The following is a 20,914-nucleotide window of genomic DNA, read 5'->3' on the forward strand; positions in this document are numbered from 1 at the left end:
GTGTCACCTTGTGGAACGGCTGCAACTTTAATTGAAAGTTTTGCCATCTAGGGTACAAACCCTTCCCCGCCCCACTGGCAACTGGAGCGTTGCTGCCATGACCGACGGTCCCACCGCCGAGTACGCCCGGATCTACGAGGAGCAGCAGCCGCGCCTCGTCGCCTACGCCCGCTCGCTCACCCGCAACACCTGGGTCGCCGAAGACCTCGTCGCCGAGGCGCACTTCAGGGTGTGGCGCCGGCTGTCCGCCGGGCACGAGATCGAGAACGTACCGGCGTACCTGATGACCACGGTGAAGCATCTCGCGACCGCCGCGGGGAGCGCCGCACGCGAGACACCGCGCGATCCGCAGGCCGACGAGCGGGCCGGAGCCGCCGACCACGCGCGCGTGCACGCGCAGGTCCAAGGGGGCGATCCGGCCGAACAGGTCTCCTCCACCGACCTGTTGGTGCGGGTCCTTGAGCAACTGCCCGAGCGCTGGGTGAAGGCGCTGTGGCTGGCCGAGGCGGAGGGACTGCCGCTGGCCGCGATCGGCCCCCAACTCGGCACCAAGCAGGGCGCGACGGCCGTCCTGCTGCACCGCGCGCGCGAGGGCATGCGGCAGGCGTTCCTGCGCGCCCAGACCGGCGCCCCGGACGATCCCGCGTGCCAGGTCCACTGGGCCCGGATGCCCGCGTACGTGCGCGGCGGCGCCACCGAGCGGCAGTCCGAACGGCTCCTCGGCCATGTCGACGCCTGCGACGACTGCCGCGCCCGCCTCGCGGCCCTGATGCGCGCGAACGACCGGTTGCCCGCACTCGTGGCACCGGCTCTGCTGGTGTTCGTGCTCGGCGGCGCGGGCAAGTTCCTGCTCGCGTTCGGCGCGGGGTCCGCCGGTGCGGCCGTCGGCCATGGCGGCGGACTGCTGCACGGCGTACGGCATGCGGCGGTCGGCGCCTCCAAGACCCAACTGGCCGCCGCCGTCGGTACGGCCGTGGCGGGCGCCGTCGCGGTGATCGTCGTCCTCGGCGGCACCGACGCCACGGAGGTCCCGGTCGCGAAGGGCCCGGTGACCGAAGTACCGGTGTCCCAGGCGCCGGTGGCGGCGCAGCCGGGGACGGAAGCGCCGGTGAAGACACCGGGCGACCGAGGCGGTTCCACGACACCGGCACCTGCGCCGGCACCTGCACCGGACGGGTCCATAACCGCCGTGTCCCCGGCCGCACTTGGCATCACGCGGCCCGGATCGGTCGTAACACCTGTTCCTACGGCGCCTGTTGAGACGACACCACCGGTGACCACCGAGCCGACACCTGCTCCGCCGGTGACCACGGAACCGGTTCCCGCTCCGCCGGCGAACCCGGAGCCGGACCCGACCCCGACGCCACCGGTTGTCACGGAGCCGGATCCGGCTCCCACGGACCCGACTCCCACATACCCGGCTCCGAGTGATCCCGCAGACCCCGCTCCGGGCGGTCCCGTGAAGGAGACCCCGGAGCCGACCACGCCGGAGCCCACGACCCCGGCCGAGCCGTCACCGACGCCCGCCCCCGATCCGTCCACGGAGGCCCCAACCCCCACCGATCCCACGCCCGTTGGGGATCCGGACCCGGACCCGGTGACCACTCCCGAGGAACCCGAACCGACCGCCCCGGTCGGTGACGGGCCCTGTCGGCGGGCCGAGGTGGATCAGCCGATCGCGTAGGCGCGGTAGACCGTCTCCACCGAGGTGCCGCCGCCGGAGTCGGTCACCTGGGAGCGCAGCGCGACCGCGCCGGAGGCCGGGTTGTGCACGGCGGCCTTCCAGGACGTCCCGGAGCGGGTGACGGAGGCGGCCTTCCAGGTCCTGCCTCCGTCCGAAGACGCCCAGACCTTCAGGGACTTGACGGTCGTCTTGGTGAACTTGACGTCGGGTCCCTGGGATCCGCGCCCCGCGCCGACGGTGACCGACGTGGTGCTGTTCGCCTTCGCCCGGTTGCGGCTGTCGAGACCGGCGGGCAGGAAGCGGGTCATGAAGACGGAGGCGACCGCCGACTTGGCCGGGTCGGCCTTGAACCGCCAGTCGAGGGTGACCCGCGACGACAGCATGCCGGACGGGAAGGTGATGCCCGGGCGGTAGCGGTGCGCGTCCACGGTCAGCCGGTAGGTGCCGGCCGAGTGGATCGCGGCGGAGAACTCGGCGTCGGAGGAACCCCAGTTGGTCAGGGTCTTCTTCTTGACGGTGGTGCTCCCCTTGGTCAGGACCACCGTCTCCTTCGTCGGGTCGGCCCCGCTGGTGCCCACGTCGGGGTCGCCGATCAGCGCGTCCGGAATGAACTCCACGGACTTCTGCCGGACATGGGGCAGATAGTGCATCGGGCTCCACACCGCACGGCCGAAGGACTGGGTGAAGCTCTGCCCCGCCTTCAGTGTCCGCACCGCCGGGAAACCGCCCCCGACATGGTCCCCGTTGCTGGCGAAGATGTCGTCGCGCGACTGCCAACTCCCTGGCGTCACATGGGCGGTTGTGCTGTACGGCGCGCTGCCGCCGTTGACGCCGGCATACAGATCGGTGGTGCAGTTGTCGGTCTTGGGGGTGGGCTGGAGGGCGACGTCGTGCTGGTTCGCCATCTGCGTCCCGCCGCGCACCGAGAGCCGCATCGTCGCCAGGCCGGCCCGCTTGAACGACCCGCCGGGAGCGGCCGGAATGCCGGTCGTGTTCTTCACCGCGACATAGCTGTCGTTGCCCGACCACTGCGCCAGGTACCCGAACTGGAGCAGCTTGGAGGAGTTGGGGATGGCGTACAGGGACCCTGCGTTGTTCCAGCCGCCCACGCTGAACGCGGAAGGCATGCCCAAGGTGGCGGCACACACCTGTGCGCTGATCCGGGCCGGTTCGGTCACGTCGGCCGGGGTGTCCAGTGACACCTTCACCGCCTTGCCCTTACGGGCGTCCAGCGTCACGGACTTGGCCCCCGACACCGAGACGGCCTGCGCGCCGAGGGTGTCGGTGCCCAGGCCGTCGGTGGCGCTCTCGTAGATGTCGGTCATCGCGAGGTACCGGCCCGAGGGCAGGCTGAGCCGCTTGCCGGACTTGACGGTGCGCGTCTCACCGGACGGTACGGCGACGACGGTGACCGTCGTCGACACCTTGGCGCCGTGGCGCCCCAGCGTGGTCACGGTCAACGAGCCCGACGCCGCCTGCGCGGAGGCGGCGGGCACCAACAGCGGCGCCAGCATGGCCACCCCGACGAAAGCGATCGGCGCGCGTCTAGTCCGTCGCCCTGGCCGTCTTACAGACACGAATCCCCCTCAGGAACCCCACAGAAGTCCAACCCCCGAAACCGGATCATCGTAGCCGTGCCCGCAGGTGTGTTCGATCAGCCCCCCGTTACCAGTCGGCACGCGCGCGTGTACGCCTCCACCAGCGGCCGTCCGCCGTCCTCCCGCCGCCAGGCCAGGGCGTAGCGGCTCGGCGAGAGGCCGCGGACCGGGCGGGTGGTGACGCCGCCGAGGCTGATCAGACGGGCGTTGCCGGTGGCCACCAGACAGATGCCGAGACCGGCGACCAGCGCCTCGTACGTCTCCTCCGTGCTCGCGATCTCCGCCCCGACGCGCGGCGGCCGTCCGCCGCGTTCGTCGAGGGCGAGCCAGTAGTCGCGCAACGGGCCCGCGTCGGGCGGCAGGGCGAGGAACGACTCGTCGAGGAGGTCCGCGAAGTCGACCTCCGCGCGGGCGGCCAGCGGATGGGCGTCCGGGAACGCGACCAGGCGAGACTCCTCGGCGACCACCGTCCACTCGTAGCGCTCCGCGTCCGGCAGGGGCAGCCAGACGAACGCCACGTCCGTGTCACCGTCCGCGAGACCCGCCGTCGGATCGTCCCAACCGACCTGACGCAGCCGTACGACCCCCTCCGGACACGCGGCCGTGAAGCGGGAGCGGATCGCGGGCAGCAGACCGCCCCGGCCGGGGCTGGTGCTCATGCCGACCACCAGGGTGATGCGTTCGGCCGCCCCGGCCTCCGCCAGCGCGGACGCGCCCTCCGCCCAGAGGGCCACCATCCGCTCCGCGTACGGCAGAAGAGCCGTCCCGGCCGCTGTGAGCGCCACGCCCTGCCGGTCACGGCGGAACAGCTCAGCCCCCAACTGCCGCTCCAGCGCCCGGATCTGCTTGCTCAGCGCGGGCTGCGACACATACAGCCTCTCGGCCGCGCGTGTGAAGTGCAGCTCCTCGGCGACCGCGACGAAGTAGCGCAGGTCCCGCACATGGACGTCCTTCGTCATAGCCATCGGTTATGAGCTTAGGTCTTGGACGGCTCGTCGAGGGCGGGAGCAGGCTGGTCGGCAGATGGGCAACAGGTATCTCACTGGGAGTCGTCATGAACAAGGTGTGGCTGATCACGGGTGCGAGCAGCGGGTTCGGACGGGCCATCGCAGAGGCCGCGCTCGCCGCCGGTGACGTGGTCGTGGGCGCGGCGCGGCGGACCGAGGGGCTCGACGACCTGGTGGCCGCGCGGCCCGACCAGATGGAGGCGCTCAGGCTGGACGTCACCGACACGGGGGCGGCCCAGGCGGCGGTACGGGACGTGGTGGCCCGGCACGGGCGGATCGACGTCCTGGTCAACAACGCGGGCCGCACCCATGTCGGGGCCTTCGAGGAGACCACCGAGCAGGAGCTGCGGGACCTGTTCGACCTGCACGTCTTCGGGCCCGCCGCGCTCACGCGCGCGGTGCTGCCGTCCATGCGGGAGCGGCGCTCCGGGGCGATCGTGCAGATGAGCAGCATGGGCGGGCAGATGTCCTTCGCGGGCTTCTCGGCGTACAGCGGAACGAAGTTCGCCCTGGAGGGACTGTCCGAGGGGCTCGCGGACGAGGTCTCCGAGTACGGCATCAAGGTGCTCGTCGTGGAGCCGGGCGCCTTCCGGACCTCCCTCTTCGACACCAGCCGGGCCGGGGTCAGCGCCGACAGCGGTGTGTACGCCAAGGTGAGCGAGACCCGCGGGTTCGTCTCCGGAGGCGACGGCGTCCAGCCCGGCGACCCCGCGAAGGCGGCGGCCCTCGTCCTCGCCGCGCTCGACGCCGAGGAGACCCCGCTGCACCTGCCTCTGGGCGACGACGCGGTCGACGCCGTGCTCGGCCATCTCGCCCAGGTGCGCGGCGACATCGTGGCCTGGGAGAAGCGGACCCGGGCGACGGGCTTCGACGCCTGACGGACGGCGGGGAATCCGGGTGGGACCCCGTTGTCAGTGCCGCGTGCCACGATGGATGCACACCGGGACGAATGGGGAGCGGGGGGTGACATGGAGGGCGAGTCTCCGCGGGCCGGCCGGCGGGCCAGGGAGCTGTGCACGCAGGGCACGCGGCTCTACGACATGGCGCGCGCCCTGCGTGCCGACCACACCCGGGCCCTCGACACCGTCCGCTCCGCACTCGCACCGCTGCGGGCCGAACTCGTCGCCCAGGAGCTGGAGTCCATCCCGGTCGCCCGGCTGAAGGACGTCACCGAGGGGCGGCTGCGGCTGGGGGCGGTGGAGGCGGCGGGGCTGACCTCCGTGCGCGCGGTGCACGAGGCGAGCCGGTACGAACTGCGGCAACTGCCCGGTGTGGGACAGCAGACCGCCGACCGGGCGCTCGCGGCGGCCCGGCAGATCGCGCGGGCCGTCGCGGAGACGGTCTCCGTCCGCATCGACGTCGACCACCCCGAACCCCGCACCACCGCGCTGGTCATCGCGTTGCAGCGGCTCGTGGAGGCGGGCCCCGAGCTGCGCCGCGCCCTGGACGCCGCCACCCGGCTCGACGAGCGGCTCGGTGCGCTGCTGCCCGTGGCCAGGCCCGCCAGCAGCAGGCTGTTGATGGCCATCGCCGGTCGCCGCCGCAGGGACGGCGCGCTGGCCGCCGTCGCCGAAATCCGCGAACTGGTCGCCGACGCCACCGCCCGGGACGTACGACTGCTGATCGCTCAGGCCTCCACCGACCTGCTGCGCCCGCCGGTCACCGACATCGAGGCCTGGGTCGACTTCGAGCTGCGCTCCGCCGAGTACTACAGCCAACTCGCCGAGGTCGACGGGCAGCAGCCGGACCTCGCGGCGAGCGAGGGCTTCCTGCCGTCGGAGCTGGCCGAGCGCGTCCACGCACAGCCGCTGGACGACACCCACCGCCGGGTGTCCCTGCGCGGCTACCAGTCGTTCGGCGCCCGCTTCGCCCTCGCTCAGCGCCGGGTCGTCCTCGGGGACGAGATGGGGCTCGGCAAGACCGTCCAGGCCATCGCCGCGCTCGCCCATCTCGCGGCCGAGGGACAGAGCCACTTCCTGGTGGTCTGCCCGGCCAGCGTGCTCATCAACTGGACCCGCGAGATCGGCGCCCGCAGCACCCTGCGCGCCCTGCCCGTGCACGGCCCGGACCGGCTCGACACCTACGGCGAGTGGACCGAGCGCGGCGGCGTCGCGATCACCACCTTCGACACCCTGCACACCCTGCCCACGCCGGACGACCCGTCCCCGAAGGGGAGGCCGAAGCTCGTCAAGAGCAAGGCGCGGGCCCGGGCCGGTGGCCCCACCCCGGGCATGCTCGTAGTGGACGAGGCCCACTACGTGAAGAACCCGGACACCCGCCGTACCAAATCGGTCGCCCTGTGGACCGAGCGCTGCGACCGCGTCCTGTTCCTGACCGGCACCCCCATGGAGAACCGCGTCGACGAGTTCCGCACCCTCGTCCGCCATCTGCGCCCCGACCTGCTGCCGACCGTCCGCAACGGCACGGCGGCGGCCGGACCGCACGCCTTCCGCAAGTCCGTCGCCCCCGCCTATCTGCGCCGCAACCAGGAGGACGTCCTCACCGAACTGCCCGCCCTCGTCCAGGTCGACGAGTGGGTGGAACTCGGCGCCGCCGACCGCGAGGCCTACGACCGCGCGGTCGCCGACGGGAACTTCATGGCGATGCGCCGGGCCGCCTACGCCGACGCCGAGAAGTCAGCGAAGCTCCAGCGCCTGCGGGAGCTGGTCGCCGAGGCCGCGGACAACGGCGTGAAGGTGGTGGTCTTCTCCTATTTCCGGGATGTGCTGACCACGGTCCGCGAGGCACTGGACGGGCCCGACGAGCGGGTGACCGGGACGATCTCCGGAAGCGTCCCGGCCGCCCGCAGACAGCAGTTGGTCGACGACTTCACCCGGGCCCCCGGCCACGCCGTGCTGCTCTCCCAGATCGAGGCGGGCGGGGTTGGCCTCAACCTCCAGGCCGCCTCCTTGGTCATCCTCTGCGAACCCCAGGTCAAGCCGACGGTGGAGCACCAGGCCGTGGCCCGGGTCCACCGCATGGGCCAGATACGCACGGTCCAGGTGCACCGCATGCTCGCCACCGACAGCGTGGACGACCGGCTCCTGACCATCCTCAAGAACAAGGACCGCCTCTTCGACCGGTTCGCCCGGCGCAGCGACCTGGCGGAGGCCACCCCGGACGCGATCGACATCTCGGACGCCACCCTGGCCCGCCGCATCGTGGAGGAGGAGCAGCAGCGCCTTGCGGCCGAGGCCAACTGACCGTTCCGGTCAGGTCACTTGGCCGTCATGGGCGCACATCGAGTTCGGCGAGCGCGGCACCCGCACCCCGTACGGTCACCCGGACGTAGCGGGCGAGCGTCCCGTTCGGGGCGTGCCACGCGCGCCCGTCCGTCGAGACCTGGACGGTGTACGCCCCCGGCCGCTTCGTCCACGTGGGCCGCACCGCCCCGACGCGCACCGGGCGGCCCAGGTCGACGGTGAGGGAGGCGCGGTCGGTGGCCGGGGACCAGGCGGTCGCCGGACTGCCGTCCACCGCCGCTTCCGGGTAGAGGCCGGAGGCGGAGGAGGTCGCCGTCGCCGGCCGGCAGCGGGCCAGGTCGGTGGTGGGGACGAGGTCGGGGCGCCGGGTCTTGAGGGTGACCGTGCCGGAGAGGGTGCGCCGGCCCTCGGGGGTGTCGAGCGCGAACGGCGCTCCCGAGCGCAGCCGTACGGTCGTCGTCCTCGGCCCGATGGCGATGTCGTACGTACGCCCGCGCCAGTGAAGGCCCGACAGGCGTACGCCGTCCGACAGTTGGGGCGGCAGGCTCGGGTCGAGGTGGAGGGCGTCGGGGCGCAGCCGCAGGCCGGTGAGGCCGTGGGTGAAGACCTGGAGGTAGCCGCCCTTGCCGGTGAGGAAGTCCTGCGCCGGGGAGCCCGCGAGCGGGTCGGACGCGCCCGCCTTGTCGCCCCGCGACTCCGAGAAGAGGGCGAACGGGCCGCGTGCGAAGGGCTGGTAGGCCCGCCGCAGGAAGGTGTACGCGGCACAGCCCGGCTCGCCGATCGCCGCCGCGTCGATCGCGTGCACGGCGTCGGTCATGGCGGGACCGTCCGGGTCGGTGCGCTGCGCGTAGTAGTCCAGGGTGGCGGCCGCGGCACCGGCCGGCATCGGCCACTCCAGCGGGTAGATCAGCAGCACGGTGTCGGCCTGCTTGATCTGGGAGCCGCCGTAGCCGTCGTACTGGAGGAAGACCTTGCGCTTCGGGTCGTAGGGGATGCGCAGCCGGTCCGCGATGGTGAGCCAGTCGGCGGGCGCGGGAGTGCCCAGATCGTGGGCGGTGTCGGTGGCGGCGCGGAGGGCGGTGGCGGCGACGGCGTTGGTGTAGACGGCGTCGTTCACGCCGTTGCTGTACTCGTCGGGTCCGGCGACCTCCTTGATGGAGTACGAGCCGTCGGTGTTCTTCGTGACCCGTGAAGTCCAGTACTGGGCAAGGCCGTTGAGGAGCGGCCAGCCCTCGGTGCGGAGCCAGGCGCGGTCGCCGGTGGCGAGGTAGTACTGCCGGGCGGCGAGGGCGATGTCGCCCTGGAGGTGGTTCTGGGTGAGGCAGTGCGGCGGCTGCCAGCTCTGGCACTCGTTCCACAGCAGGCCGTGGCTCGCACTCGTCCACGGGAAGAACAGGCCCTTCACCGAGGTCTTCGCCGCGTTCTCGGCGGCGGCCGCGCGGGTGCGGTAGCGGTAGTCCAGGACCGGGCGGGCGAGCTCGGGACGGGTGGCCAGCAGCGAGGGGAACATCCAGGTCTCGGCGTCCCAGAAGACCATGCCCGCGTAGTTGTCACTGGTCAGACCGGCGGGCGCGATGCTGTCCCGGGCGCCGGGGCGCAGCGCCGACAGCAGCCCGTACTGGGCGGCACGGGCCCAGAGTTGCAGATCCGGATGCCCCGGCACCTCGATGTCCGAGGACCACAGCGCCCGCCACGCGGCGGTGTGCGAGGCGACCAGCGCGTCCCACCCGCGCTCCGCGGCCCGCCCGGCGGCGTCCTGGGCGGCGGAACGAGGATCGCGGGCGGTGAGGGAGGTGTCGACGCCGACGTACTTGGTGACGGTGTAGCCGCGACCGGAACGGACCGGCAGGACGGCGGCCTGGCCGGCGCTCAACTTGCCGTTCTTCAGCGCCCGTTGGGCACGGCCGGCAGGCGCTTCGAACACGGACGCCACGGCCCCGTCCACGTCCGTCCCGTCCGTGCGGAACGCCACGCCGATGGTGTGCTCGCCCACCCGCCCGCCGTCCGTCTGTGTGATCCGGCGGGCGCCCCGGCCGTCGAGGCGGTCGGTGAGGGTGAGTTCGCCGTCCCAGTGCGGGGTCACGCGCAGACGTACGGCACCGGTGTGCGGGCTGTCGCGGGCGGCGAGGACGTCGTAGACGAGGTCGGTGCGGCGGCCGTCCGTCGTGGTCCAGGTGAGGGACGTACGGACGTAGCCGCAGCGGAGATCGAGGGTCTGGCGGTAGCCGGTGACCCGGCCGGCGCTGCCGTACGTCTCGGAGCCCGCCGTGACGTCGAGGCCGGTCCAGTTCGGGAGCGCGGCCAGGGCCTCGCGGTCGGCCGTGTTCGCGGGACCCCGGGCATAGAGGCCGGCGACGAACGCCCCGTCGTAGCGCGGCGTGTAGAGCGGCCACCCGGTCTTCTCACCGGACGCCGCGTAGCCCGCGCCGACGGGCGGGACCCGGACACCGAGATAGCCGTTGCCGATGTACGGGTGGTACGTGTCGGCCGGGTCGAGCCGGGTGGTCGAGGGAGCCCAGCCGCGCGCCCCGCAGTCCTCGCGGGGACGCGGTGCGGCGGACGCCGGGGGAAGCGGGAGGAACAGGGCGGCGGCGAGCAGCGGAAGCAGCAGACGGGTCGGCTTGGTCACCGTCCGACGATGCGGTGCCCTGCGGGGCGGGGGCGGGAAGCGCGCGGGGGATTACCACGTACGGAGCGCACACAGGCGCTATCCCCGGTGCGGCGTCGGATCCGTGACCCAGCCCGCCGTCAGGATCAGGTGGGACTCCCGGTCCACGGCGAGGAAGCCGAAGGGGCGGTCGAAGTGGACCGTGACCACGGTGTTCGTAAAGCGGCGGTCGGGGCCGGCGCCGGCGGGGGCGGGCGCGATCGCGGTCACCGCGCCCGCACGGAAGCCGAGCGCGCCGAACTGCGCCACCGTCGACTGCTGGGCCTGCCCGATGGCCAGCGGTGAAGGGCTGATGCCGGAGAAGTGGCCCTCGGCGGTGTCGCTCGCCGTGGTGAGTCCGAACAGGCCGTGCAGACCGAGGAGATCGTGCCGGGTCCGCAGGTCGAACGCCACCGCCGTCACGGTCACCTCGGGCGGTCGCGGTGTGACGCAGTGCTGTTGCTCGACGCGCAGGCCGGGTCCCACGTCGCCGTACGGGAGTTGACCGCTCGGCACCACGGGGAGGCGGCGGGCCAGGACGTCCACGCCCGTGCCCAGTACCTGGCCGGGGGTCATGCGCTGCTCGCCGAGCAGGAGGTGGACGTCGATCCCGTTGGTGCCGGGGACCTTCAGCCCGGTGACGTGACCGTGCGGGCCGCTCGCCACACCGACGCGGTCGAGACGGACGCCGGTGCGGCGCAGACCGGCCAACTCCCGCTCCTGCCAAGGCCCGGACTCCGGGCAGAGCGGCACCTCGTCGAAGGGGCGCGGCCATTCGGCGCGGAGCGTGAGCGCGCTCGCCAGGACCATCGTCACGTCCTCGTCCAAGGCGACCGGCATCCGCTCGATCAGCCCGCCCGTCCGCTCGGCGGCCCACGCGTCCAACTCCCGTTGGCAGGCCGGGAGATCCTCGCCGAGCACCCCGTGCGTGTCCGCCGGCAGCCCGGCCCGCCACTCCTCCCGCACGGTCAGTCGGGGCCCGGTCCACAGGCCGAGCGCGGAGCGCAGACCGGGCATCGACCCCATCGCGGCCAGCAACTCCCGTGCGGCGGCGGCAGCTTGGTCGGCGGGCAGGCCCAACGCGTCCGCGAGTTCCGCCCGCGCGGCCCCCGAGGCCCCGTCGCCGAGGAACGCGAGCAGCGGCCACACCCCGGCCGCCGAGAACACCGTGCCATCGGCCACCGCGTCCGCCCAGCGCGCCGTGAGCCGGTTGACCGCGTCGACCGTCCCCCCGGCCACCGCACCCTCGACCGCCGTTTCCTGGACCGCTCCCAATTCCGCCCCCGTGAATGCCGTAGCGCAAGATCGCGCACGCGAAGGCTATCGGTCGGCGGCCCGACCTCGGACGACCCGCGTTCCGCCACCGCTCACCCCGCGCCTACCATGCGCGAGTCGTACAACAGTTCCGACATCGGTTCTGACATCAGTTCCGCATCTGCAGATCCCGCCTGAACCAGGAGCACGGTGCCCGTGTCCATACCCCCGCCCCCGGACCCCCAAGTGCCGCCCACCCAGGGTCCCGAAGGCCCGGCTCCCCTCCCGCAGGCGCCCTTCAACCCGTACGCCCCGCCGTCGCCATCCCCCTACGCCCCGTACCCCCAGGCCGCGCCCGCCCCTCAGGGTCCCCCGAGCCCCTACGGGCCGCAGCCCTATCAGACCTGGGGGCAGGGCTACTCCCCGTACAACAACCCCGCGCCCCTCAACGGCATGTCCGTCGCCGCGCTCGTGCTCGGCATCCTGTGCTGCATACCGGGTGTCGGGCTCGTCCTCGGGCTGATCGCGCTGAACCAGATCAAGAAGCGGGGCGAGCGCGGGCGGAGCATGGCGGCGGCCGGCATGGTGCTCTCGGCGTTCGGGCTGATGGTGTGGGTGCTCGGGGTGACCGGTGCCGCGACCGGTTTCTGGGACGATGTGAAGGACAGCGCACGGAACAACACGAGCGCCTCGCCGGTGAAGGGCGAGTGCTTCGACGCGCCGAGCGGTTCGCTGGAGGGCATGGCGTACGACTTCGACGTGGTGTCCTGCGCCGACGAGCACGACGGCGAGGTGTTCGCGGTCGTGCCGCTGAGCGGCGGTACGTATCCCGGGGACAAGAAGGTCACCGCCACCGCCGACGACAGGTGCTACGCGCTGGAGGACTCGTACGCGATGGACGGCTGGGCCGTACCGGACGACGTGGACATCTACTACGTCACGCCCACCGAGGACAGTTGGAGCTTCGGCGACCGCGAGATCACCTGCGTGTTCGGCAACACCGACGCGGAGGCGAGTCTGCCCGGCGGTTCGCTGCGCAACGACGCCACGACCCTCGACTCGGACCAGGTCGCGTATCTCAAGGCGGCCCACGTCCTCAACGCGGCGCTGGACTCGGCGCCCGACGCGCAGTACGTCGAGGACGACCTGCCGGGGCACAAGGCCTGGGCGGGCCGGGTCTCGGCCGCGTTGACGAAGCAGGCCGACCTGCTGGACGGCCACCAGTGGATCGACGGCTCCGACCGGCAGGTCGGGGACCTGGTCAAGGACCTGCGGGCGGCGCAGAAGGAGTGGGCGAAGGCGGCCCGAGCCTCCGACGCCGACGAGTTCTACGCGCACTACGACAAGGGCGCCGACCTCATCGACCCCCAGAAGTCGGTCACCGCCCGCAAGGCTCTGGGGCTCGCCACGACCCCGCCGTCGTACGACCGCGACGACAGCGGCGGGGAGAGCGGGGGAGACAGCGGCGGCATGGAGGTGTGACGGCCCCTATAGCGGGGAGAAAGTGCCTGGGTAAAGCCCACGCCGGGAATAAGTCATCACATCGAGTGATTCTCTGGCCTTTGCTTGCATAGCACAACCCACGGTTGCCAGGCTGTTGCTGTCTGTACAACCTGATGGGAGCGGCCAGTGACATTCGGTGAGCAGCCGGCGTATCTGCGCGTCGCGGGTGATCTCCGCAAGAAGATCGTCGACGGCAGGCTGCCCCCGCACACCCGGCTGCCCTCCCAGGCCAGAATCCGCGAGGAGTACGGCGTCTCGGACACGGTCGCGCTCGAAGCCCGCAAGGTGCTGATGGCCGAGGGGCTGGTGGAGGGCCGCTCCGGCTCGGGGACGTATGTGCGCGAGCGTCCCGTGCCGAGGCGTGTCTCCCGCTCCGGGTTCCGGCCGCCGACCGGTGCGACCCCCTTCCGGCAGGAGCAGGCCGAGGGTGAGGCGCGCGGCACCTGGGAGTCCAGCAGCGAGCAGGCCGAGGCGAGCGGCACGATCGCCGAGCGGCTCGCGCTCCAGCCCGGCGAGCGCGTGATGTGCACGAAGTACGTGTTCCGGGACGCCGGCGAGACGATGATGCTCTCCACGTCCTGGGAACCCCTCGCGGTGACCGGCCGTACGCCCGTGATGCTGCCCGAGGAGGGCCCGCTCGGCGGCATGGGGGTCGTCGAGCGGATGCGCGCCATCGACGTCGTCGTGGACAACGTCACGGAGGAGGTCGGCGCCCGGCCGGGCCTCGCCGAGGAGTTGCTCACCCTGGGGGGCGTCCCCGGGCATGTGGTCCTGGTCATCCAGCGCACGTACTACGCCTCGGGCCGCCCGGTGGAGACGGCCGACGTGGTGGTCCCGGCCGACCGCTACCGGATCGCGTACCACCTGCCGGTGAAGTAGCGCACTCCTTTGCGATGAAGTAACGCGCCCCTTAAGGGACTTGCCTCCGGAACCGGTCAATTCGCCCTGCCCTGCCCGCCGTTGGATTCCGGTCTTTCTCGCAGGTCGTTCACGGGGCCTGTAGCGTGCCTCCGACCGGATGTATCGAGGTGCGCCTACGGCGCGTTCGGCATCGTGCGCCCCCTGCGTTCTGGCTGGTTGCGTACCTCTTTGTGTAAAGGCGTATTCGCTGCGTGAAGGTTAGGCGTAGGCTCCGGCATATGCGTACTGCGGTTTCCTTATGGGGTGGGGCACGGCACGAACCGCGAGCGGGAAGCGGAGGGGCGCGATGAACGACGGCACGATCACTCTTCCCTGGCTCGTGATACGGCAGGACGACAACGGCAACCGCTACAGCGTGGGCAGGTACGCCACCCGCGCCGAGGCCCAGAAGATCGCGGACAGCCTCGACGACCGCGGGCACAAGCAGCTCTACTGGGTCGAGCAGATCGGTCAGAACGGGAACGGAACCCGCAACTGACCGCACCCCCGCACCCCGTAGGCTCCGGCTCATGAGGGAACGGATCGTGGTGGTCGGGGCCGCCCTGTTCGGCAGCGGCGGCGACACCGATGGCGAGGGTGCCGGCCCCGGCGTCCGCCTGCTCGCCGCCCGCCGCAGCGCACCCGCCGACCTGGCCGGGCGCTGGGAGCTGCCCGGCGGCAAGGTCGAGCCCGGCGAGAACCCCGAGGCCGCGCTGGTGCGTGAACTCCGCGAAGAACTCGGCGTCGACGCCGAGACCGTCGAGCGCGTCCCGGGGGAGTGGCCGCTGAAGCCGCCGTACGTCCTCCAGGTCTGGACGGCCCGGCTGCTCCCGGGCTCGGCCCGGCCCAAGCCCCTCGAAGACCACGACGAGCTGCGCTGGCTGGCCCCCGCCGACATCTGGACCGTCGACTGGCTCGACCAGGACGTGCCCGCCGTACGGGAGACGCTCGCACTGTTGGAAGCGGAGGCGCGCCGCGTCGGCGTGCGTCGGGCCGGTGGAGCGCGCTAGGACTCGGTGTACGCCGTTCGTGCCACAGTGCGCCCTCGGGGACGGTACCGGGCATGGGATATCGGGTATGTGCCCATTAACCCCATGAAATCGGACATGGGTGAGCTGGCTGGCCCGGGATGTGATCGGCTTGATCGACACCGAAGGCGACTGCGCCGAGTGGACCTTTCCCGCCGAGCCCGGAGCCGTCCGCACCGCGCGCTCGGCGGTCCGCGGCCAACTGCGCGACTGGGACCTCGACACCCTCGCCGACATCGCGGCGCTGCTGGTCAGCGAGTTGGTGACCAATGCGCTGCGGCACGCCACGGGGCCCATCGGCGTCCGGCTGGTCCGCCCGGTCGGACCGCGGGGAGTGCTGCTGGTCGAGGTCTCCGACCCGCTGCCCGACCCGCCCCGCGAGCGCGTCGCCCGCCCCGAGGACGAGAGCGGCCGCGGCCTCCAACTGGTCGCCCGCGTCTGCGTCCGCTGGGGAACCCGGCCCGGGGAGACGGGCAAGACGGTGTGGTTCGAGCTGGCCCTCCCGGAGTGAACCGAGGTCGCCCATGGCTGTACGGACCGGACAGCGCTGTCCACCGACTGGTTCAGGCCTGTGACGGTTGTCGATCCGCGTGGTTCGACTGCGTGTCCGCTGGTTAGAAGACTGGAAGTGTTGTCGCAGGCCGGTCCGAAATGCATCGGGATTGTCCTGTGATCGTGAACACCGTGTTGTGGGGCGCCGTAGTGCTGGATACTGCGGGCAGCCGCCCCCGGTGACCGGTGCCGGACGCGGTGAGCTGGAGGGGACGGTTCGCGTGAGCGAGATACCAGCGAAGGCCACGGAGTCCGAGGACCCGTCGGACGGCGCGAGGGCTGAGGCCGCGGGCTACCTCGACGTGCCCGGCGGCGATTCGACGTCCGTCGGCGACACCATGTGGCAGAGCAGCCCACCCGGCTCGATCTACGACTACATCAAGGTCGCCTCCTTCTCCATCGGCCCCGACGGGCTCGTCGACCAGTGGAGCCTGCGGGCCGAGCAGCTCTTCGGTATTCCGGCCGAGCGCGCGGTGGGCATGGACCCCATCGAGGCGTTCGTCGACCCCGAGCTGCGCGAGCGCGGCCAGCGGAAGATGGCCGAGATCCTGGACGGCCGCGAGTGGACCGGGGTGGTCCCCTTCCGGGTGGCGGAGACCGAGGAGGGCGAGCCGGGCAAGGAGGGTCTCGCCGAGGTCTATGTCATGCCGACGCGGACCGAGGAGGGCGAGCGGGCCGCGCTCTGCATCGTCGTCGACGTCCGCATCCTGCGCCGGATAGAGACCGATCTCGCCGCCTCGCAGTCGATATTCGGCCAATCTCCGTTCGGTTTCCTGCTGATCGACCCCGACCTGCGGGTCCGGCGCGCCAACCAGCAGATCGCCAACGTCTTCGGCGGCAGCCCCGAGGACCACCGCGGCCGGGGGGTGCAGGACTACCTGCAGACACCCGAGGCCGAGCGGGTCACCGCGACCCTGCGCCGCGTTCTGGAGACCGGCAACTCCATCACGGACATGCACGTCACCGGCTTCGTGCCGGGCTCCGAGGAGCGCCGTCACTGGTCCATCAACCTCTACCGCGTGCACAGCGGCAGCGGCCGTCCCATCGGCATCGCCTGGCTCGGCACCGACGTCACCGCCCGCCGCGCCGCCGCCCGCGAGGCCGCCTCCGCGCGGCGCAATCTCGCCCTTCTGAACGAGGCCGGCGCCCGCATCGGCAACTCCCTCGACCTGGAGACCACGGCCCGCGAACTCCTCGACGTCGTCGTCCCCGGCTTCTGCGACCTGGCGACCGTCGACCTCTACCAGGGCCTCCTGGCGGGCGACGAGACCCCGCCCGGCCGGGCCGACGGCAGTGCGGAACTGCGCCGGGTGGCCTTCGCCAGCGCGGTCTCCGACGCCCCCTTCGTCGGCGGCGGCGCACCCGTGGCCGTGGGCGCGGTCCACCACTACCCCTTCAACTCACCCTGCGCGGACGCCCTGCGCACCGCCCGCCCGCAGTACGTCCCCGCCGAGGAGGGCGGCCCCGTCCAGTCCACGCTGGCCGTGCCGATGGTCGCCCACGACACGGTCGTAGGACTCGCGCAGTTCGCCCGTACGAAGGGCAGCGAGCCCTTCGGCGACCGGGACCGGGATCTCGCGGTGGAGCTGGCGGCGCGGGCCGCCGTCTGTATCGACAACGCCCGCCTGTACCGCCGCGAGCACGAACGCGCCCTGATACTGCAACGGTCCCTCCTCCCGCCCGGCGATCCGGAGGCCTCCGGCCTCGACATCGCCTGCCGCTATCTGCCCGGGAACGCGGCCACGGAGGTCGGCGGCGACTGGTTCGACGTCATCGAACTCCCCGGCCACCGCACGGCGTTGGTGGTGGGCGACGTGATGGGCCGCGGCCTGCGCGCGGCGGTGGCGATGGGCGAACTACGCACTGCCGTCCGCACCTTGGCCCTCCTCGACCTCGAACCGGCCGAAGTCCTCTCCGCGTTGGACGAGATCGCCCGCGGCCTCGGCACACCCGGCGGAGTCCAGCAGGCCACTCGGGCCGCCCGCCGCCCCCGCGAGGCCGACCTCTCCGAGGTGTACCTCGCGACCTGTGTCTACGCCGTCTACGACTCGGTGACCAGGCGCTGCACCTTCGCCAACGCGGGCCATCTCCCGCCGGTCCTGGTCGAACCCGGCGAGCCGGCCCTGATGCTCGACGTCCCGCCCGGCATGCCGCTCGGTGTCGGCGGCGAGCCCTTCGAGGAGGTGGAGGTCGAACTGCCCGAGGGCGCGCTGCTGGCGCTCTACACGGATGGACTGGTCGAATCCCGCGACCATCCCCTGGACGAGGGCCTCCAGGCTTTCGTGGGCGCCCTGACCGACCCGCCCCACGCGCCGGGCTCCCATGGCTCGCCGGTCACCACCGACAGCCACCGCGACCTGGAGGACGTCTGCGACCACGTCCTCAGCACCCTCGACACCCACCACGGCGAGGACGACATCGCCCTCCTCATGGCCCGCGTCCAGGGCCTGCCGGAGGACTCCGTCGGCGACTGGACCCTGCCCCGCGAGCCCCGCAGCGTGGGCCGCGCCCGCGAGTACGCGCGCGCCCGACTCCAGTCCTGGGACCTCGAACCCCTCATCGACACAACGGAGTTGCTGGTCAGCGAACTGGTGACGAACGCGCTCCGGTACGGCGAGGGCGAGATCAGACTCCGTCTGTTGCTGGACCGCACCTTGGTCTGCGAGGTCTGGGACGCGGGGCTCGTCCAACCCCGCCGCCGCCGCGCCCGAGACACCGACGAGGGCGGCCGGGGGCTCCAGTTGGTCGGTCTCCTGTCGGCGGCCTGGGGCTCACGCCGGACGCCCCGCGGCAAGACGGTGTGGTTCGAACTGCCGTTGCCGGACGGGGAGAACGGGATGGTGGATCCGGCGGAGGCGTTGCTCAGTCTGTTCTGAGGGGGGCTCGGCGGGGGCGCGTTCCCGGGCTGGCGAATCTGAAGAGGTGGGCTGCTGTCGGGTTGTTCGCCTGGGAGGCCCGCTGAGGATGACTCCGCCGACTCCGCCGACTCCGCCGGTCGGCCGGTTGTCTTGTGGGGGTTACGTCGGCGGCAGACCCCGGCGTCTGCGTGTCTCCGGTCCGCCGAAGCTCAGGGGTGGGCCGCCGTCCGGGGTCTCGTTCAGGACGATTCCGCCGAGGACGGCTCCGCTCATTCCGCTCGTGGGTTCGTCGGTGCCGGCGTGTGGGTTTCCGTGTACGCGGACGTCCTGTTCGGCCAACTCCCGGGACTTCAGGGCCTGTTCACCGGCCGCGCCGGGGTCGGTACCGGTCAGCCGTTGCGCTTCTGCCAGCAGGGTTCGCGCGCCGGCGGACACCGCGCCCCGGTGTGTGGTCACGAAGTCGTCGGCCGGGTCCACATCATGACGGCCGGTCAGGAGCGCGGCGGCACCGAGTACGCCGTCCCGTCCCCCGCCCAGCGCCCGCACGGCCCGCACGATGCGGCGCAGGGCGTCGAGGGGGTCGTACGGCCCGCTGGTCATCTCTAGCCGTACGGTGGCCAGGACGGTGTCGGCGTGAGTGAGGTGGGAGCGGAGTTCGGCCGCTTTCGCTGTGGCCCTCGCGATCTCCGCCTCCGCGCCGGTGAGGGCGGCCGGGACCAGACCGGCGGCCGCGGTGAGTGAATCGGCGAGCCGCTCGATGCCGTTCAGGAGGATGTCGGCCTGGCTGATGGCCCCCTCGGCGGCGCGGAGATCCCCTATCGCCCTGGCGGTATCTCCCAAATCGGCTGCCTGGCGGGACTGGTTGAGATGGGTCGTGGCGAACACCAGCCGGTCCTTGGCCTGTTCGCCGTATCCGACGACTGTCGCGGTCGCGGACGCCGGGTAGCGCGTGGTCAGGTCGGCGAGGGTGGCTTCCACGGCCCCCGTACGGCCCGCCAGTTCACGGAACCGCCCCTCCGCGACTTCCTGCGCCTCGGCCATCCCCCGCTCCAGCGCCCGGAGTTGATCGAACCCGGGTGCTTCCGCGTCCAGCCGGCGCCCGGCCTCGGCACACCGTCCGACGATGCCGGCGAGCGCGTGCCGACGGGCGGCTTCCTCCTCCGGGACCCCGCCGTCGTAGCGCAGGCGTATCGCGAACGCGGCGGACAGTTCGCGCTCGGCCTCGCGCAGGGCCCCTGCGAACGGTTCGACGGCTTCCGCCCCGAACCGGGCCTCGGCGAAGGCGAGTTCGTCGCGGCTGGTGCGGACGCAGTCGTCGGCCTGGACGAGTGCGGCACCGGCCTGGCGTTCCAGTACGGGGAGCGGGGTCATCGGGGGGTGGGGCGAGATCACACCGGGAGTCGTACGGGTACGGGCCCTACGGGTGCGGCGTAGGTACCCGTACCCCGCGAGTATCCCCACCCCGCCCACGGCGGCCAGCGGCAGCACCAGATCCGTCGCGGAGGCCGAGCCCTCGGCCTCCCGCTCGGCCGCGACAGGCCCGCCCCGGGCCGCCGCAACCGGAGCCTCCGCATTGATCGTCATCACCGGCAACACCAGCCACACGACCCCGGCCGCCCCACCCACCACGGCATGCGCCACCCGCACGGATATGTGAGAGGCACCGTGCCGCGGCCGGCCCCGTATCAAGGATGACGTCACATTTCGGAGCGTATGAGCAGGAAAGCGGGCGCGCGACCGGGGCGGGGCCGGGTGGGACGCGGGGGTGGGGGAGGGGCGGGTGAGGTGCGGGGCGTACGGCTCTGGGGAGGGGAGACGCGGGATGGGGCAGGTCGGGGGCGCGGAGAGCGGAGCGGGGATGGGCGTGGGTTCGGAGTCCGGGGAGAGGGAAGCGTCGGCTGTGTCGACCGGACTGGAGATCGGAGATGGCGGGGTGTCGGTGGACCCGGGGGTCGGGAGGGGGGAAGCGTTCGCGGGGTCGGGGATGGGCGTGGGTTCGGAGTCCGGGGCGGTGGAAGCGTCGGCTGTGTCGACCGGATCGGAGGTCGGAGATGGCGGGGTGTCGGTGGACCCGGGGGTTGGCAAGCGGGAAGCGTCCGCGTCCGCGGGGGCGGGGCCAGGAGAAGGGGACGGAGTGGCGGACCCGGAGGCGGCGGAGAGGGAAGACTCGGCTGGTTCGGGGATGGGCGTGGGTTCGGAGTCCGGGGAGGTGGAAGCGCCGGCTGTGTCGACCGGATCGGAGGTCGGAGATGGCGGGGTTCCGGTGGCCCCGGGGGTCGGCAAGCGGGAAGCGTCCGCTGGGTCGGGGGCAGGTGAGGGGGACGGAGTGGCGGACCCGGAGGCGGCGGAGAGGGAAGACTCGGCTGGTTCGGGGATCGGGCGGCCGGATGCGGCAGCGCGCCCGACCACTAGCAAGGCGAATGCGCCCACCGGTCCGGACACGCGCGAGGAAGCCGTGCCCGCTGGTTCGGGAGCCGGGGGCAGGGGCGTGTTGGCGGGTCCCGAAGTCGCTGGGGCGGAGACGGCGGCTGACCCCAGAGCCGGAGAAACAGAGACGTCGGCGGGGCTGAAGGCTCGGGACACAGACGGGTCGGCAGGGCTGAAGGCTCAGGAACCAGACGCGTCGGTCGGCCCGGTGGCCGAGGTGGGGGACCTCGGGGGCGGTCCGGTGGACGGCGAC

The 20,914-nt window shown here is 72.3% G+C and carries 14 protein-coding genes; 9 read left to right on the forward strand and 5 right to left on the reverse strand.

Going from position 1 to position 20,914, the window contains the following annotated elements; all coding sequences use genetic code 11:
• Positions 1–97: 97 nt before the first annotated feature.
• Positions 98–1,684, forward strand: coding sequence for a sigma-70 family RNA polymerase sigma factor (locus tag AB0M63_RS03770; protein ID WP_366018257.1), 1,587 nt, complete (start codon positions 98–100; stop codon positions 1,682–1,684).
• On the opposite strand, the gene AB0M63_RS03775 is transcribed toward AB0M63_RS03770, so the two are convergent.
• A complete protein-coding gene (locus tag AB0M63_RS03775; protein ID WP_366018258.1) occupies positions 1,669–3,198 on the reverse strand; it encodes a hypothetical protein in 1,530 nt (509 codons plus the stop codon). The genes AB0M63_RS03770 and AB0M63_RS03775 overlap by 16 nt on opposite strands.
• A 140-nt stretch (positions 3,199–3,338) precedes the next feature.
• Complete coding sequence (locus tag AB0M63_RS03780) at positions 3,339–4,247, reverse strand: LysR family transcriptional regulator (protein WP_366018259.1); 909 nt, start codon at positions 4,245–4,247, stop codon at positions 3,339–3,341.
• 89 nt (positions 4,248–4,336) lie between these two features.
• Here AB0M63_RS03780 and AB0M63_RS03785 point away from each other — a divergent pair, with 89 nt between their 5' ends.
• Together AB0M63_RS03785 and AB0M63_RS03790 are read left to right on the forward strand one after the other, a co-directional pair.
• The gene (locus tag AB0M63_RS03785; protein ID WP_366018260.1) at positions 4,337–5,167 is read left to right on the forward strand and encodes an oxidoreductase; all 831 of its coding nucleotides are present in this window, start codon (positions 4,337–4,339) and stop codon (positions 5,165–5,167) included.
• 90 nt (positions 5,168–5,257) lie between these two features.
• Positions 5,258–7,492: a DEAD/DEAH box helicase gene (locus tag AB0M63_RS03790; RefSeq protein WP_366018262.1), complete on the forward strand. Its 2,235-nt coding sequence runs from the start codon at positions 5,258–5,260 to the stop codon at positions 7,490–7,492.
• A gap of 25 nt (positions 7,493–7,517) precedes the next feature.
• On the opposite strand, the gene AB0M63_RS03795 is transcribed toward AB0M63_RS03790, so the two are convergent.
• Positions 7,518–10,121, reverse strand: a complete 2,604-nt coding sequence (locus AB0M63_RS03795) for a discoidin domain-containing protein (RefSeq protein ID WP_366018263.1) — start codon at positions 10,119–10,121, stop codon at positions 7,518–7,520.
• 78 nt (positions 10,122–10,199) lie between these two features.
• Positions 10,200–11,414, reverse strand: a complete 1,215-nt coding sequence (locus tag AB0M63_RS03800) for a serpin family protein (RefSeq protein WP_366018264.1) — start codon at positions 11,412–11,414, stop codon at positions 10,200–10,202.
• A 195-nt stretch (positions 11,415–11,609) separates the two neighbouring features.
• Between AB0M63_RS03800 and AB0M63_RS03805 the strand changes: the two genes are divergently transcribed.
• From AB0M63_RS03805 to AB0M63_RS03830, 6 genes are all read left to right on the forward strand, one after another.
• Positions 11,610–12,875, forward strand: a complete 1,266-nt coding sequence (locus tag AB0M63_RS03805) for a DUF4190 domain-containing protein (RefSeq protein WP_366018265.1) — start codon at positions 11,610–11,612, stop codon at positions 12,873–12,875.
• Positions 12,876–13,022: 147 nt separating this feature from the next.
• Entirely contained in the window at positions 13,023–13,775 is a 753-nt protein-coding gene (locus AB0M63_RS03810; RefSeq protein WP_355924367.1) for a GntR family transcriptional regulator, read from the forward strand.
• A 328-nt stretch (positions 13,776–14,103) separates the two neighbouring features.
• A complete protein-coding gene (locus AB0M63_RS03815; protein WP_355924365.1) occupies positions 14,104–14,295 on the forward strand; it encodes an SPOR domain-containing protein in 192 nt (63 codons plus the stop codon).
• 31 nt (positions 14,296–14,326) lie between these two features.
• Positions 14,327–14,806 (forward strand): (deoxy)nucleoside triphosphate pyrophosphohydrolase, encoded by a 480-nt coding sequence (locus tag AB0M63_RS03820; protein ID WP_355924363.1) that lies wholly within the window; start codon positions 14,327–14,329, stop codon positions 14,804–14,806.
• A gap of 100 nt (positions 14,807–14,906) precedes the next feature.
• Entirely contained in the window at positions 14,907–15,335 is a 429-nt protein-coding gene (locus AB0M63_RS03825; protein WP_355924361.1) for an ATP-binding protein, read from the forward strand.
• Positions 15,336–15,597: 262 nt separating this feature from the next.
• Positions 15,598–18,252, forward strand: coding sequence for a SpoIIE family protein phosphatase (locus tag AB0M63_RS03830; RefSeq protein ID WP_355924359.1), 2,655 nt, complete (start codon positions 15,598–15,600; stop codon positions 18,250–18,252).
• A gap of 141 nt (positions 18,253–18,393) precedes the next feature.
• Here AB0M63_RS03830 and AB0M63_RS03835 read toward each other — a convergent pair whose 3' ends face one another.
• The gene (locus AB0M63_RS03835; RefSeq protein ID WP_366018268.1) at positions 18,394–19,818 is read right to left on the reverse strand and encodes a hypothetical protein; all 1,425 of its coding nucleotides are present in this window, start codon (positions 19,816–19,818) and stop codon (positions 18,394–18,396) included.
• Between the last annotated feature and the right edge of the window lie 1,096 nt (positions 19,819–20,914).

This window comes from Streptomyces sp. NPDC051576, assembly GCF_040681835.1.
GTDB lineage: Bacteria > Actinomycetota > Actinomycetes > Streptomycetales > Streptomycetaceae > Streptomyces.